Origin of the sequence: Acidovorax sp. BLS4, from assembly GCF_032929295.1 — a bacterium.
GTDB lineage: Bacteria > Pseudomonadota > Gammaproteobacteria > Burkholderiales > Burkholderiaceae_C > Paracidovorax.
Map to the genome: position 1 here is coordinate 5,257,277 of NZ_CP136797.1, position 15,224 is coordinate 5,272,500.

General features: G+C 67.9%; 8 protein-coding genes, 2 rRNA genes and 1 pseudogene (1 of these 11 cut by a window edge). 8 read left to right on the forward strand and 3 right to left on the reverse strand.

Features of this window, described 5'->3' with window-relative positions; genetic code table 11:
• Positions 1 to 114 precede the first annotated feature (114 nt).
• Both R1Z03_RS24085 and R1Z03_RS24090 read left to right on the forward strand, forming a co-directional pair.
• Positions 115 to 2,253, forward strand: coding sequence for a prolyl oligopeptidase family serine peptidase (locus tag R1Z03_RS24085; RefSeq protein WP_317355953.1), 2,139 nt, complete (start codon positions 115 to 117; stop codon positions 2,251 to 2,253).
• A 160-nt stretch (positions 2,254 to 2,413) separates the two neighbouring features.
• Positions 2,414 to 3,610 carry a PLP-dependent aminotransferase family protein gene (locus R1Z03_RS24090; RefSeq protein ID WP_284429566.1) on the forward strand — a complete coding sequence of 399 codons (1,197 nt, stop codon included), beginning with the start codon at positions 2,414 to 2,416 and terminating at the stop codon, positions 3,608 to 3,610.
• 91 nt (positions 3,611 to 3,701) lie between these two features.
• Here the strand turns inward: R1Z03_RS24090 and R1Z03_RS24095 are convergent, their stop codons facing one another.
• Complete coding sequence (locus tag R1Z03_RS24095) at positions 3,702 to 4,466, reverse strand: sulfite exporter TauE/SafE family protein (protein ID WP_317355954.1); 765 nt, start codon at positions 4,464 to 4,466, stop codon at positions 3,702 to 3,704.
• Between the two features lie 98 nt (positions 4,467 to 4,564).
• Here R1Z03_RS24095 and R1Z03_RS24100 point away from each other — a divergent pair, with 98 nt between their 5' ends.
• The 6 genes and pseudogenes from R1Z03_RS24100 to R1Z03_RS24125 form a co-directional block, all read left to right on the forward strand.
• Entirely contained in the window at positions 4,565 to 5,470 is a 906-nt protein-coding gene (locus R1Z03_RS24100) for a LysR substrate-binding domain-containing protein (RefSeq protein WP_317355955.1), read from the forward strand.
• A gap of 26 nt (positions 5,471 to 5,496) precedes the next feature.
• Positions 5,497 to 5,715: a SlyX family protein gene (locus tag R1Z03_RS24105; RefSeq protein WP_272564107.1), complete on the forward strand. Its 219-nt coding sequence runs from the start codon at positions 5,497 to 5,499 to the stop codon at positions 5,713 to 5,715.
• A gap of 67 nt (positions 5,716 to 5,782) precedes the next feature.
• Positions 5,783 to 6,787: an aldo/keto reductase gene (locus tag R1Z03_RS24110; RefSeq protein ID WP_317355956.1), complete on the forward strand. Its 1,005-nt coding sequence runs from the start codon at positions 5,783 to 5,785 to the stop codon at positions 6,785 to 6,787.
• 144 nt (positions 6,788 to 6,931) lie between these two features.
• A complete protein-coding gene (locus tag R1Z03_RS24115; RefSeq protein WP_317360476.1) occupies positions 6,932 to 7,198 on the forward strand; it encodes a phosphopantetheine-binding protein in 267 nt (88 codons plus the stop codon).
• Entirely contained in the window at positions 7,198 to 11,781 is a 4,584-nt protein-coding gene (locus tag R1Z03_RS24120) for an SDR family NAD(P)-dependent oxidoreductase (RefSeq protein WP_317355957.1), read from the forward strand. The genes R1Z03_RS24115 and R1Z03_RS24120 overlap by 1 nt, the downstream gene beginning before the upstream one ends.
• 114 nt (positions 11,782 to 11,895) lie before the next feature.
• Positions 11,896 to 13,224: pseudogene (locus R1Z03_RS24125) on the forward strand (condensation domain-containing protein); the annotation flags it as partial.
• Positions 13,225 to 13,297: 73 nt separating this feature from the next.
• On the opposite strand, the gene rrf reads toward R1Z03_RS24125, so the two are convergent.
• Both rrf and R1Z03_RS24135 read right to left on the reverse strand, forming a co-directional pair.
• Positions 13,298 to 13,410, reverse strand: a 5S ribosomal RNA gene (gene rrf / locus R1Z03_RS24130).
• Between the two features lie 118 nt (positions 13,411 to 13,528).
• Positions 13,529 to 15,224, reverse strand: a 23S ribosomal RNA gene (locus R1Z03_RS24135); it runs 1,182 nt beyond the window's last position.

Below are 15,224 nucleotides of genomic sequence, written 5' to 3' on the forward strand. Positions count from 1 at the left end.
CCGCTGCCCCGCAAAACTCCGGCCAAGCCCCGGCCCGGCACAGGGCAAGCCGGGGCGGCGAAAATCCCCGAAGACCGGCCGTGCCGGCCCGGAACGCCATCCCTCAAGGAACCCATGCCCGAATCCACGCCGCCCATCGCAACGCCCGCCCACGATCCCGCGCAGGATGAAGACCCCCACCAGTGGCTCGAAGCGGTGGACAGCGAAAGCGCCCTGGCCTGGGTGCGCGAGCGCAATGCGCATTCCGAGGCGGTGCTGACGGCCCGGCCCGAATATGCCCCCACGCGCGAGCAGTTGCTGGACATCATGGACGCCAAGGACCGCATTCCCAGCGTGGTGCGGCGTGGCGACTGGCTCTACAACCTGTGGCAGGACGGGCACCACCGCCGCGGGCTGTGGCGGCGCACCACGCTGGCCGGGTACCGCGCGCCCGAACCCGCGTGGGAAACGGTGCTCGACCTGGATGCCCTCGCCCTGGCCGAGGACGAGAACTGGGTCTGGGGCGGGGCCGAGGTGCTGGGCCCGGAGTACCGCCACGCCCTGGTGTCGCTTTCGCGCGGCGGGGCCGATGCCACGGTGATCCGCGAGTTCGACCTGGTGTCGCGGCAGTTCGTCGAAGCGGGTTTCGCCCTGCCTGAGGCCAAGTCGGACGTGACCTGGATCGACGCCGAAACGGTCTACGTGAGCACCGATTTCGGCGAGGGCTCCCTGACCGAATCGGGCTACCCCCGCATCGTCAAGCGCTGGCGGCGCGGCACGCCGCTGGCCAGCGCGGTCACGGTGTTCGAGGGCGAGGCGTCGGACGTGGGCGTGGGGGTGGGCGTGGACCGCACGCCGGGCTTCGAGCGCACCGTGTTCACCCGCATGATCGACTTCTACCGCCACGAGGTCTGGCTGACCGAGGGGCCTGCCGAAGCGCCGGATGCGGCCCCCGTGCGGCTGGACGTGCCGGACGACGCCATTCCCGACTTCGTGCGCGGCACGCTGCTGCTGGAGCTGCGCAGCGACCTGGTGCTGGGGCAGGCGCACTTCGCCGCCGGCTCGCTGCTGCATGCCGACGCGGCGGCCTGGCTGCGCGGCGAGCGCCGGGCTGCGGCGCTGTTCACTCCCACGGCCACGCGCTCGCTGGCCGGCTACGACACCACGCGCGACCACGTGCTGCTGCAGGTGATGGACAACGTGGCCGAGCGGCTGGAGCTGTGGCACCGGCCCGGGGGCGAGGGCGGTCCCTTCGTCGGCCGCGCGGTGGACACGCCGTTCCCCGGCCAACTGGGCGTGACGGCCCTGCACGACCCGCTGCTGGCTGACGACCCGCTGGCCGAGCATTACCTGCTGTCATACACCGACTTCACCACGCCCGCCTCGCTGTTCCTGGCCAGCACCGCCCACGACGAGCGCGAGTTGCTCAAGGCCGGGCCGGCGCGCTTCGATGCCGAAGGCATGCGCACCGAGCAGTGCTTCGCCACCTCGGCCGACGGCACGCGCGTGCCGTATTTCGTGCTGTGGCCGCGCGGCGCGCAGGCCGATGGCGGCAACCCCACGCTGATCTACGGCTACGGCGGCTTCGAGCATGCGCTCACGCCCTGGTACGCCGCCGACTACGGCCGGGCCTGGTGCGAGCAGGGCGGCGTGCTGGTGGTGGCCAACCTGCGCGGCGGCGGCGAGTACGGGCCGGCGTGGCACCAGGCGGCGGTGCGCGAACACAAGCAGCGCAGCTACGACGACCTGATCGCCATCGCACAGGACCTGATCGCGCGCGGCGTGACCCGGCCCGCGCACCTGGGCATCCAGGGCGGCAGCAATGGCGGGCTGCTGGTGGGCGCGGTGATGGTGCAGCGGCCCGACCTGTTCAACGCGGTGGTCTGCCAGGTGCCGCTGCTGGACATGCGGCGCTATCACACGCTGCTGGCGGGCGCGTCGTGGATGGCCGAGTACGGCGATCCGGACGATCCGGCCGACTGGGCCTTCATCGCGCGCTACAGCCCCTACCACCAGGTGCGGGCCGATGCGCGCTATCCCCGGGTGCTGTTCACCACCTCGACACGCGACGACCGGGTGCACCCCGGCCACGCGCGCAAGATGGCCGCGCGCATGCTGGCGCAGGGGCACGACCTGCTGTACTACGAGAACACCGAGGGCGGCCACGGCGGCGCGGCCGACAACGCGCAGCGCGCCCACCTGCTGGCGCTGGAGTTCGCCTACCTGTGGCAGCAGCTGGGCCCGCGGCCCGCGGTGGCCAACGCCGCCGGCTGAATGCCGTGTCGGCCGCAGCGGCGCAGCATTTCGCCACCGGGGCCGGGGCGGCACGCCGCGGCCCCAGCGCGCCAGCCGCGTGCACTGGCACCACACGCAGGAAAACGCCACGCCGATTTGGCGACAATCGCATCCAGAAAGTGAGACCCCGACCATGCCCCTGCAATTCGCCGACCGACTGAACAACGTAGAGACCTCCGCCATCCGCGAGCTTTTCAAGCTGCTGGGCAAGCCCGGCATCATCAGCTTTGCCGGGGGATTTCCGGACAGCGCGATGTTCGATGTGGACGGCATCCGCGAGGCCTCCAATAAGGCCCTGGCCGAGGAGCCGGGCGCGGCCCTGCAGTACGGCGCCACCGAGGGCTACAACCCCCTGCGCGAGCAACTGGCCGCCTTCATGGTCAGCAAGGGCGCCAGGGACGTGGCGACCGACAACCTCATCGTCACCACCGGCAGCCAGCAGGCGCTGGACCTGCTGGGCAAGACGCTCATCAGCCCCGGCGACAAGGTGATCGTGGAAGGCCCGACCTTCCTGGCCACCATCCAGTGCTTTCGCCTCTATGGCGCCGAGCTGATCAGCGCGCCGGTCGATGGCGAAGGCGTGGACACCGACGCGCTGGAAAAGCTCATCGCCGAGCACCGCCCCAAGTTCGTCTACCTCATCCCCACCTTCGGAAACCCGAGCGGCGCGCTGCTGAGCCTGGAGCGCCGCCGAAAGGTGCTGGAGATGGCCGCCCGCCACCAGACGCTGATCGTCGAGGACGACCCCTACGGCGACCTGTACTTCGGCGAGGCGCCGCCGCCCAGCCTGCTGGCGCTGTCGGCCGACGTGCCCGGCAGCCGCGACCTGCTGGTGCACTGCGGCAGCCTGAGCAAGGTGCTGAGCCCCGGCCTGCGCGTGGGCTGGCTCATCGCGCCGGCCGAGCTGCTGGCCAAGGCCACCATGTGCAAGCAGTTCAGCGATGCGCACACCAGCACCTTCGCGCAGGCCACAGCCGCGCAGTACCTCAAGGCCGGCCGCATGCCCGCCACGCTGGCCAAGGTGCGCGCGGTGTATGCCGAGCGCGCCCAGGCCATGGGCGATGCGCTGCGCAAGGAACTGGGCGACGCCATCGCGTTCGTGCAGCCGCAGGGGGGGCTGTTCGTCTGGGCGCGCCTCACCGGCGCGCGCGGCCAGGTGGCCGACGGCAACGTGCTGGCCAAGAAGGCCATCGAGCAGGGTGTGGCCTTCGTGCCCGGCACGCCGTTCTTCTGCGCGCAGCCCGACCACGCCACGCTGCGCCTGTCGTTCGCCACGGCCGATGTGGACAAGATCCGCGAGGGCGTGGCGCGGCTGGGCCAGGCAGTGCGCGCCTGACCGGCCGGCTGCGGACCGGCGCGGCGCCCGCTGGCGCTGCCCTGACCACCCCCGAGGGCGCCATGGCGCCCTTTTTTCATGGCCGCACCGGTCAGGCCTGCAAGGACACCAGCCCGCGCACGGCCATGTAGAGACCCAACAGCCCCAGGCCGATGAAAAAGCAGGCCTTGAACCGTGCCGGCGACAGGCGCCCCCGCAGCCACTGGCCGGCCGCCATGCCGATGACGGCGGGCACCAGCAGCACCATGGACGACAGGGCCGCCGCGCCCGGGTAGGCCCCGTTGGCCGCCAGCCCGGCGCCCAGCACCAGGGTGGAGACGGTGAACGACAGGCCCATGGCCTGCACGAGCTCGTCCCGCGCCAGGCCCAGTGACTGCAGGTAGGGCACCGCCGGCACCACGAACACGCCGGTGGCGGCCGTGACCAGGCCCGTTGCCACGCCCACGGCCGGCCCCAGCCAACGTTCGGCGCGCGCCGGTACCTGCGGCGGGGCGCCGCGCAGGCCCCAGGCGGCGTACAGGACCAGCACGGTGCCCAGCGCCACCGCCGCCCCCTGGCCGGCGGGCGCGCCGATCCACGCCGCCCCCGCGAGCGTGCCCGCGCACACGCCCAGCTGCATGCCGCCCAGCCGGCGCACCATCGGCCCCAGACCGGACAGGGGCCGCAGCTGCAGCAGATTGGTCACGAGCGAAGGCACCACCAGCAAGGCCGCCGCCTGGGCGGGGGGCATGACCAGGGCCAGCAGCGCCATCGCGACGGTCGGCAGTCCCAGGCCCACCACGCCCTTGACGCACCCGGCGAGCAGGAAGACGGCCGTGGCCGCGAGGAAGGCGGCGGGGGTGAGCGGTGCGGTCATGCCGTGGATTGTTGGAGGCGCCCGTCGGCGCGGCAATCGGGATTCGGCGCAGCCTGTCTCAGGCGAGGCCATAGGCAGGGCGTGCTACCTTGGCGCCCATGGCTTTCGATCTGACCGATCTGCGACTGTTCGCCAACGTGCTGGAGGCGGGCACCATCACCGCCGGCGCGGCGGCCAGCTGCATCACGCTGGCGTCGGCCAGCGAGCGCATCCGCGGCATGGAATCCGCGCTGGGCGTGCCGCTGCTGCTGCGAACGCGGCGCGGTGTGTCGCCCACCCCCGCCGGGCGGACCTTGCTGCAGCACGCGTTGATCGTGCTGCAGCAGATCGAGCGCATGCAGGGGGACTTGGGCGACCATGCCTCGGGCCTGCGCGGCCACGTGCGCCTGATGTGCAACAGCGCCGCGCTGAGCGACTGGCTGCCCGACCGGCTGGCGGGTTTCCTGCACGACCATCCCGGCATGTCGGTGGACCTGCTGGAGCGCCCCAGCCACGAGATCGTGGACGCCTTGCGCCACGGCGTGTGCGAGATCGGCGTGCTGGCCGATTCGGTCGATGCCGCGGGCTTGCAGGCCTTCGTGCTGGGGGCGGACCCGCTGGTGCTGGTGGTGCCGCGCGGCCATGCGCTGGCGGTGCGCCGCCGCATCGCATTCGCCGAGGTGCTGGACTGGGAACTGGTGGGCCTGTCGGCCGGCAGCGCGCTGGACGACCACCTCGCAGGCCATGCCCGCCGGCTGGGCACCCGCCCGCGCTACCGCATCCGCCTTGGCAGCTTCGAGGCGGTCTGCCGCATGGTGGGGCAGGGCGTGGGCCTGGCCGTGGTGCCGCGCGCCGTGGTGCAGCGCTGCGGCCGTTCGGCCGGCGTGCGGGCCGTGGCCCTGGACGATGCGTGGGCCGTGCGCTCGCTGGTGCTGTGCGTGCGGGAACTGGACGCGCTGCCGACCCCCGCCCGACAGCTGGTGGCACGGGTGCTGGGGGCGTCGCCAGGCACCGGCGGCGGGTGAAGCGTGGTTTGGGTTCCAATAGCGGCATGCCCGACACCCATCCCAACGAACAGCGCCTGAACGAGCTGGAGATCAAGGCCAGCTTCGCCGAAGACCTGCTCGACCAGCTCAACCTCACCATCTACCGGCAACAGCAGCAGATCGACCGGCTCATCGCCGAGGTGTCCCAGCTGCGCCAGCAGATCCCCGAGGGCGGCGGTGCGGCCGTGCGCAGCCTGCGCGACGAACTGCCGCCGCACTACTGACCTGCCGCGCGCGCCCGCCGGGTTCGCTTCCTCTCCCTCTTTTTCTTTTCACCGAAAGGTCCTTGCCATGCAATACCGCCGCCTTGGCCGCAGCAACCTGCAAGTCTCCGCCCTGTGCCTGGGCACCATGATGTTCGGCGACCAGACGGGGCGCGACGAGGCCGCGGCCATCGTGGCCGACGCGCGCGAGCGCGGCGTGAACTTCATCGACACGGCCGACGTGTACACCCGGGGTGCGTCGGAAACGATGCTGGGCGGGTTGCTCAAGGGCCAGCGCCACGACTGGGTGCTGGCGACCAAGCTGGGCAACAAGATGTCCGACCGGGTGAACGAATCGCAGTATTCCCGCACCTGGATGCTGCGCGAGGTGGATGCCAGCCTGGCCCGGCTGCAGACCGACCACGTGGACATCCTGTACCTGCACCGCGACATCAACGACATGGACCTGCAGGAGCCGTTGTTCGCCATCGATGCGCTGCTGCGCGCCGGCAAGATCCGCTACTGGGGCGTGTCCAACTTCCGCGCCTGGCGCATCACGGAGCTGGTGCACCTGGCGGCGCGCATGGGCCTGCCCGGGCCCGTGGTCTGCCAGCCGTACTACAACCTGCTCAACCGCATGCCCGAGGTCGAGATCCTGCCGGCCTGCGCGCACCACGGCGTGGGCGTGGTGCCCTACAGCCCGATCGCGCGCGGCGTGCTCACCGGCAAGTACCTGCCGGGCCAGCCGCCCGCCGAGGGCACGCGCGCGGCACGCGGCGACAAGCGCATGGCCGAGACCGAGTTCCGCGAGGAATCGCTGCAGATCGCGCAGCAGTTGAAACAACATGCCGAGGAACGCGGCGTGACGCTGGCCCAGTTCGCCACGGCCTGGGTGCTGGCGCACCGCGCGGTGAGCGCCGTGATCGCCGGCCCGCGCACCCTGGCGCAGTGGCAGGACTACGCGCCCGCGCTGGGCGTGGAGATCACCGCGCAGGACGAAGCGCTGGTGAACGAGCTGGTGGCCCCGGGCCACCCGTCCACCCCGGGCTACACCGACCCGGCCTACCCCCTGTACCCGCGCACCCGGGGCTGATCGAGCGACGACGGCTGGCGCGGCTTGTATGTTTCAGACCAGACCAGCGCGGTAGAGTTTGACTGCCGATGAGGCGGCCAGACCGGTCCGTGCAGCGTGGAGATCGAAGGGGCGCTGGCGCAGATCTGGGCCGAGGTGCTGGGGGTGGAGCGCGTAGGGCGCAATGACCATTTCTTTGACATCGGCGGCCATTCCTTGTTGCTGGTGCGTGTGCACCGGCTGCTCCAGTCGCGCTGCCAGATCAGTTTGCCCCTGGTCCAGCTTTTCCAGTACCCCACGGTCGAGGCCCTGGCCCGACGAATCCATCAAGGCGCAGAGGCCGCCGCCGGAGCCGAGCAGGCCGATCAACGCGCCTTGCGCCAGCGTGCGGCACTGCTTCAGCGCCGTCAATCCGCAGAAAGAGTGAACTGATGCCGCATACCAACACCCCGCCGGAATGGACCGGCATCGAGATCGCCATTGTCGGCATGGCCGGACGTTTTCCCGGCGCCGACGACGTGGAAGCCTTCTGGCACCAGATCCGGACGGGAACCGAAGCGGTGACGCACTTCAGCGACGAAGCGCTGCGCCAGCGCGGCGTGCCGCAGTCGCTGCTGGACGACCCCGACTACGTCAAGGCCGGCGTGCCTTTCAGGGGCGCCGACCAGTTCGATGCCGGACTCTTCGGCTACACGCCGCGCGAGGCCGAACAACTCGACCCCCAGCAACGCGTCTTCCTGGAGTGCGCATGGACCGCGCTGGAGCACGCGGGTTGCGATGTCCAGCGTTGGCCGGGCAAAGTGGGCGTGTATGCCGGTGAGGGGCCGCACCTGTACCTGATCCGGCACCTGCTGCCTGCCTTCGGCCTTGGCAAGGACACCGGCATTGCCGAATTGCTGGGGCTGCTCAGCGCCAATGCGGGCAGTTCGCTGTGCACGCGCGTGGCCTACAAACTCGATCTTCGCGGGCCCGCCGTGACGGTGCAGACCGCGTGCTCCACCTCGCTCGTGGCCGTGCACACCGCGTGCCAGGCGCTGCTCGGCCATGACTGCGACATGGCCCTGGCGGGCGGGGTGTGGCTCAACCTGCTGCAGGAAGACGGCTACCGCTACCAGGCCGGCGCGATTCTCTCGCCCGACGGGCACTGCCGCGCTTTCGATGCGCGCGCCGCCGGCACGGTGATCGGCAGCGGCTGCGGCATCGTGGCGCTCAAGCGGCTGGAGGATGCACTGCGCGATGGCGACACCGTGCACGCGGTTATCAAGGGCTCCGCCATGAACAACGACGGTTCGGACAAGGTCGGATTCACCGCACCCAGTGTTCACGGGCAGGCCGAGGTGATCCGCGCTGCACAACTGATCGCGGGGGTGGCGGCCGATACCGTGGGCTATGTGGAGGCCCACGGCACCGGTACGGTGCTCGGCGACCCGATCGAGGTGGCCGCGCTGACCCAGGCCTTCCGTGCCGATACCGAGCGCAAAGGCTTTTGCGCCCTGGGGTCGGCCAAGAGCCACATCGGCCACCTGGACGCCGCCGCAGGCGTGGCGGGCTTGATCCGTGCGGTGCTGGCGCTCAAGCACCAGACCCTTCCCCCCAGCCTGCATTTCGAGCAGCCCAACCCTTCGATCGATTTCTCCAGCAGCCCTTTCTATGTCAATGCAACTGCACGGCCCTGGCCTCGGGCGGGTGTGCCCCGCCGCGCTGGCGTGAGCTCATTTGGCATCGGCGGTACCAACGTGCACGTCGTGCTGGAAGAGGCACCTGCGCTGCCGGTCCGTTCCGGCGCACCATCGGGGTGGCAGGTCCTGCCGCTGTCGGCGCAAAGCCCCGCAGCGCTGCGGCAGGCCGCGCAGGCCCTGGGCGAGCACCTCGATGCGCACGCTGATACATCCCTGGCCGACGTGGCTTTCACCCTGCAGACAGGGCGCCGCACATTGCCCCTTCGGGCCGCCATCGCCAGCGACGGCGCCACTTCGGCAGCGCGGGAACTTCGGGCGGCCGAAGGGGTGTTGGGGCATCCGGCCCGCGCGCCCGAAGTGCCGCCCGAGGTGGCTTTTCTGCTGCCAGGTGGCGGCACGCAGCATGCCAACATGGGATTGGCCCTGTACCGCAGCGAGCCCGTGTTCCGCGAAACGGTCGATCGGTGCTGCGAGACCCTGAGACAGGCCGAAGGGCTGGACCTGCTGGCCTTGCTTTACCCCCCACCAGGCCAGGAGGCACGGGCCGACGCCCAGCTCGCACGCATCGAGTTCACGCAGCCCGCCCTGTTTGTCGTCGAATACGCGCTTGCCCGCCTCTGGATGTCGCGCGGCGTGCAGCCCACCCTGCTGCTGGGCCACAGCTTGGGCGAGTACGTGGCCGCGTGCCTGGCCGGCGTGTTTTCCCTGGACGATGCGCTGCGCCTCGTCGCGCTGCGCGGCCGGCTCATGCAATCGATGCCGGCCGGGGCCATGACAGCCATCGCGCTGCCCGAGTCGGAACTCGCGTCTTTCGTGGCGGCGGGCTGCGACATCGCGGCAGTCAATGGCACCCAGCTGTGCGTTCTCGCCGGGCCTGTGAAGGCCGTGGAGGCGGCTGAGCAGGCCCTGCTCGCCCGCCAGCTCATGCCGCGCCGCCTTCACGTCGAGGTGGCATCGCATTCCGCGATGACTGAAGGCATTGCCCTGGCCTTGCAAAAGGCGGTGGGCGCCGTGCCACGCCATGCCCCGAAAATCGCCTTTCTATCCAATGTCACCGGCCGGCCGATCACGGCGGAGCAGGCGACCGACCCGACCTACTGGGCCCGGCACCTGCGTGGCACCGTGCGCTTCGCCGACGGACTGGAGGTCATTCTCCGTACCCCGGGCCGTGTGCTGCTGGAGGTCGGCCCCGGCGAAACACTGTCCGGCCTGGCACGCCAGCACCCGCTGGCGCATACGGCGGCCGGGATCTGGCCCAGCCAGGCCCACCCGCAGCAGCAGGTGCACAACGAACGGCAGATGGCGCAAGCCCTGGCCAGCCTCTGGAGCGCGGGCGTGGCGATCGACTGGGCAGCCTGCCATCCCATGGGCCAGCGGCGGCGCCTGCCACTGCCGGGCTATGCGTTCCAGCGCCGCCGCTACTGGGTGGATGCTCCGGTGGCAGGGCTGTCTTCGCCTTCGGCGATCGCTCCATCTCTGGCTGGCGAGGCGTTCTATGTGCCTGACTGGAAGTCCATTCCCCCTGCCGAGGCCGTAGTGGCCGAAGCCCGCGCTGGCGCATGCACGCTGGTGTTCGGTGACCGCAGTGATTTCTGTGAAAGCCTGCTGCAGGCGCTGCAGCAGCGCTCCGCACCAGGGCACGCCGTGGTGTGGGTGCAGGCCGGTGCGGCCAGCCACCCCATCGGTCCGCTGCACCATGTCGTGCGGCCCGGCCACCGGGCCGATCTCGCGCAGCTGCTGGCGCGCGTGCAGGCGGCACATGGACCAGTGGTGGAAGTTCACCATCTTTGGGCACTGGACACCGCCGTTCCTGCAACCGATGCGGCCCTGGAGCGGGGCTATTTCAGCCTGCTCGCCTTCGTCCAGGCGCTGCAGGATTCGGCACTGGGGCGCGAGCAGCCGCTGGCCCTGCGGGTGGTCGCCAACCAGATGGCCGATGTCTCGGGCCTCGATCCCCTGTGCCCTGAAAAAGCCATGCTGGTCGCGCTGTGCAAGGTGATCGGGCAGGAATATCCCCACATCGATTGCCGTGCGACGGACGTGATTCTTCCCTCCAGCATCGACGGCACGGCCTGGCTGATCCGGCAACTGGCAGCCGATGCGCAGCACCGCCGGGAAGACCCCCTGCGGGTCTATCGCGGGCGCAAGGTCTGGCGCCTCGCGTACGAGCCACTACCGCGTCCGGAGATGCCCCCGGGCGCACGCGGCACCGCTCGCCTTCGCCCGCAAGGGGTCTATCTCATCACCGGGGGACTGGGCGGTGTGGGCCTGGCGGTGGCAAGGCATCTGGCCGAGCATTGGCAAGCCCGCCTGGTCCTGCTGGGGCGGACTGCGATGCCCGCGCCCGACCGGTGGGACGCCCTGGCGGCGGACCCTGCCCAGCCACCGGCGCTGCGCCAAAAAATGGTGCAGCTGATGGAGCTGAAAACTTTGGGTGGCGACGTGCTGACCCTGTCCGCCGACGTGTCCGACCCCTTGCAGATGCAGGCGGCCGTGGCGCAGGCGCGCCAGCGATTCGGCGCCCTGAACGGTGTCATCCATGCGGCCGGCCATGCCAACAGCGGCATGATCGGCCAGCGCAGCGCGGCGGAGGCCCGCGAGGTGTTTGCACCCAAGCTGCGTGGCACCCAGGCCCTGCTGGCCGCCGTGCGTGGTGAGCCGCTGGATTTCGTGCTGCTGTGCTCTTCCATCTCCAGCATGGCGGGCGGATTGGGCATGAGCGACTATGCCGCAGCCAACGCCTACCTGGACGCGGTGGCCGCGCTGGAGCAGCGCACGTCACGCTGTCCGGTGGTCTCGGTCAACTGGGATGCCTGGCGAGACTTGGGTATGGCTGCCGGCCTGGTCCTGCCCCCCGGGGTGGGCATGGACGGCCCGGAAGGCGCGCAAGCCCTGGAGCGCATCGTCAACGGCCCGGCACACGCCCAGGTGGTGATCTCCACCACCAATCTGGCGCAGCGCCTCGGCGACATCGACAACGGCATGCTGGAACTGCTGGAGACAACGCCCGTTCCTGCCGCCGGTCGCAGCCGGCATCCGCGTCCAGTGCTGCCAACGCCCTACGTGGCGCCGGATGGAGACCTGGAGTTGGCCCTGGCCGAGGTCTGGCAGGACATGCTGGGCATGAGCAGCGTCGGCGTGCACGACAACCTGTTCGAGCTGGGGGGCGATTCCCTCCTGGCCATCCAGCTCCTCGCCAGGGTCCGCAAGGCCTACGCCGTGGAACTGCACCCTGCCGCATTCTTCAAGGCGCCCACGCTGGGCGCCCTGGCCCAGCTCGTGGAAGCACGCCTGATCGATGAGATCGAACGCAGTGCGGCTGCCGCCGCTGCCTGACCTCTGTTGCCAAGACCTCCCATGCTCGAAACCCAAGACCTTTCCGCCCGCCGCGCGGGCCTCACGCCTGCGCAGCGCGCGCAACTGCAGCAACGGCTGCGTGGTGCCGCCCAGATGGACGCGGCTGCGTTGGCATCCCCGCATGCCATCGGTGTGCGCAGTGAACCGGGGAAAGCCGTCCTGTCGGCGGCGCAGCAGCGGATGTGGTTTCTTTGGCGGCTCGATCCCGCCAGCACCGCCTATCACGTGAGCGGTGGCCTTCGCCTGAGCGGCGCCCTGGATCGCCAAGCCCTCGCCGCCAGCCTGCAGGCCTTGGTGGCACGCCACGAATCGCTGCGCACGGTGTTCCTGGAAAAGGCCGATGGCAACGCCGAGCCCTGCGTGCGGGCCCCTGAGTCCATCGAACTGCCCTGCCTGGACCTGCGTGGCCTGTCGCCCGAGGCACTGGAGGCGCAGCGCAGCCCGGCCGTGCAGGCACTGCGCTGCGCGCCATTCGATCTTGGGAAGGGACCGCTGATGCGGGTGCTGCTCCTTCAAACGGATGCGCAGGCATATGAACTGGTGGTGGTGATGCACCACATCATTTCGGACGGCTGGTCGGTGCAGGTCATCCTCGACGAGCTGGCCCTGCAGTACGCCGCGCGCGTGCAGGGCCACGAGCCTGAATGGGCTGCATTGCCCATCCAGTACGCGGACTATGCCGCCTGGCAGGCGCAGTGGCTGGCCGGTGGCGAGAGCGAGCGCCAGTTGGCCTGGTGGCGCGCGCAGCTGGGGGAAGAGCAACCGGCGCTTTCCCTGCACACCGACCGCCCCCGACGCAGCGATGGCCGCTACCGCGCAGCCCAGCACCGTATGGCGTTGCCTGAGGCACTCGTGCTGGCGTTGCGCCGGGCTGCGCAAGCCCGGGGTGCCACCTTGTTCATGGCGCTGCTCAGTGGGTTCTTCGCGCTGCTGCAGCGGCATACGGGGCAGACAGACATCCGGGTGGGTGTTCCGGTGGCCAGTCGCAACCGGGCGGAAACGGCGGGGCTGGTGGGATTTTTCGTCAACACCCAGGTCCTGAGGGCCCGGCTGGACGGCCGCACGGAGGGGGCGGCGCTGCTGGAGCAGACGCGCGATGCCGCCATCGGCGCCCAAGCTCACCAGGATCTGCCTTTCGAGCATCTGGTGGCGGCCCTGCGGCCTGAACGCAGCCTCAGCACCAGCCCGCTGTTCCAGGTCATGTTCAACCACCTCCGACGGGACCATCGCTCGTTGGCCGGATGGCCGGGTGTCGCCGTCGAGCGGCTGGATTTCGACGAGGAAGCAGCCCAGTTCGAACTGACGCTGCAGACCTGCGAGACCGGTGCGGGCCAGGTCGAGGCCTCGTTCCTCTACGCCTCGGAGCTGTTCGATTCTGGGACGATGGAGCGGATGGGGGAGCACTACATGGCGCTCTTGCAGGCGCTGGCGGAGCGCTTCCCCAAAGCAAAACGCCCCGACATCGTTGGATGTCGGGGCGGTTTGGGCTGTAAGAGCCTGACGATGACCTACTTTCACACGGGAACCCGCACTATCATCGGCGCAAAGTCGTTTCACTGTCCTGTTCGGGATGGGAAGGAGTGGTACCAACTTGCTATGGTCATCAGGCATAACTTGGAGCCACCTTGATGTGATCAAGGCGGCGAATTCATAGAGTTTGGAATCAGCTTGTATTTTGACTGCGTCACTTGGCATAACAACTTGATCAAATGGTGATCAAAGTTATAGGGTCAAGCCGCACGAGCAATTAGTATCAGTTAGCTTAACGCATTACTGCGCTTCCACACCTGACCTATCAACGTCCTGGTCTTGAACGACTCTTTAGGGGGCTCAAGGCCCCGGCAGATCTCATCTTGAAACGAGTTTCCCGCTTAGATGCTTTCAGCGGTTATCTCTTCCACACTTAGCTACTCGGCAATGCCACTGGCGTGACAACCGATACACCAGAGGTGTGTCCACTCCGGTCCTCTCGTACTAGGAGCAGGCTTCCTCAAATCTGCAGCGCCCACGGAAGATAGGGACCAAACTGTCTCACGACGTTTTAAACCCAGCTCACGTACCTCTTTAAATGGCGAACAGCCATACCCTTGGGACCGGCTACAGCCCCAGGATGAGATGAGCCGACATCGAGGTGCCAAACACCGCCGTCGATATGAACTCTTGGGCGGTATCAGCCTGTTATCCCCAGAGTACCTTTTATCCGTTGAGCGATGGCCCTTCCATACAGAACCACCGGATCACTATGTCCTGCTTTCGCATCTGCTCGACTTGTCAGTCTCGCAGTTAAGCACGCTTATGCCATTGCACTATTAGCACGATGTCCGACCGTACCTAGCGTACCTTCGAACTCCTCCGTTACGCTTTGGGAGGAGACCGCCCCAGTCAAACTGCCTACCATGCACTGTCCCCGATCCCGATAAGGGACCTAGGTTAGAACCTCAAACACACCAGGGTGGTATTTCAACGTTGGCTCCATGAGAACTAGCGTCCTCACTTCAAAGCCTCCCACCTATCCTACACAGATCTGTTCAAAGTCCAATACAAAGCTACAGTAAAGGTTCATGGGGTCTTTCCGTCTTTCCGCGGGGAGATTGCATCATCACAAACATTTCAACTTCGCTGAGTCTCAGGAGGAGACAGTGTGGCCATCGTTACGCCATTCGTGCAGGTCGGAACTTACCCGACAAGGAATTTCGCTACCTTAGGACCGTTATAGTTACGGCCGCCGTTTACTGGGACTTCAATCAAGAGCTTGCACCCCATCATTTAATCTTCCAGCACCGGGCAGGCGTCACACCCTATACGTCCACTTTCGTGTTTGCAGAGTGCTGTGTTTTTATTAAACAGTCGCAGCCACCGATTTTTTGCAACCCCTTTGGGCTCGCCTTGTACAGGTTCACCTACTTGGGGCATACCTTCTCCCGAAGTTACGGTATCAATTTGCCGAGTTCCTTCTCCTGAGTTCTCTCAAGCGCCTTAGAATACTCATCTCGCGCACCAGTGTCGGTTTGCGGTACGGTCGTGTGTAGCTGAAGCTTAGTGGCTTTTCCTGGAAGCAGGGTATCACTCACTTCGTCTGCAAGCAGACTCGTTATCACCCCTCATCTAAGCCTGGCGGATTTGCCTACCAGGCACGACTACAGGCTTGAACCAACATATCCAACAGTTGGCTGAGCTAACCTTCTCCGTCCCCACATCGCACTACACATCGGTACAGGAATATTGACCTGTTTCCCATCAGCTACGCATCTCTGCCTCGCCTTAGGGGCCGACTCACTCTACGCCGATGAACGTTGCGTAGAAAACCTTGCGCTTACGGCGAGGGGGCTTTTCACCCCCTTTAACGCTACTCATGTCAGCATTCGCACTTCTGATACCTCCAGCATCCGTTACCAGACACCTTCACAGGCTTACAGAACGCT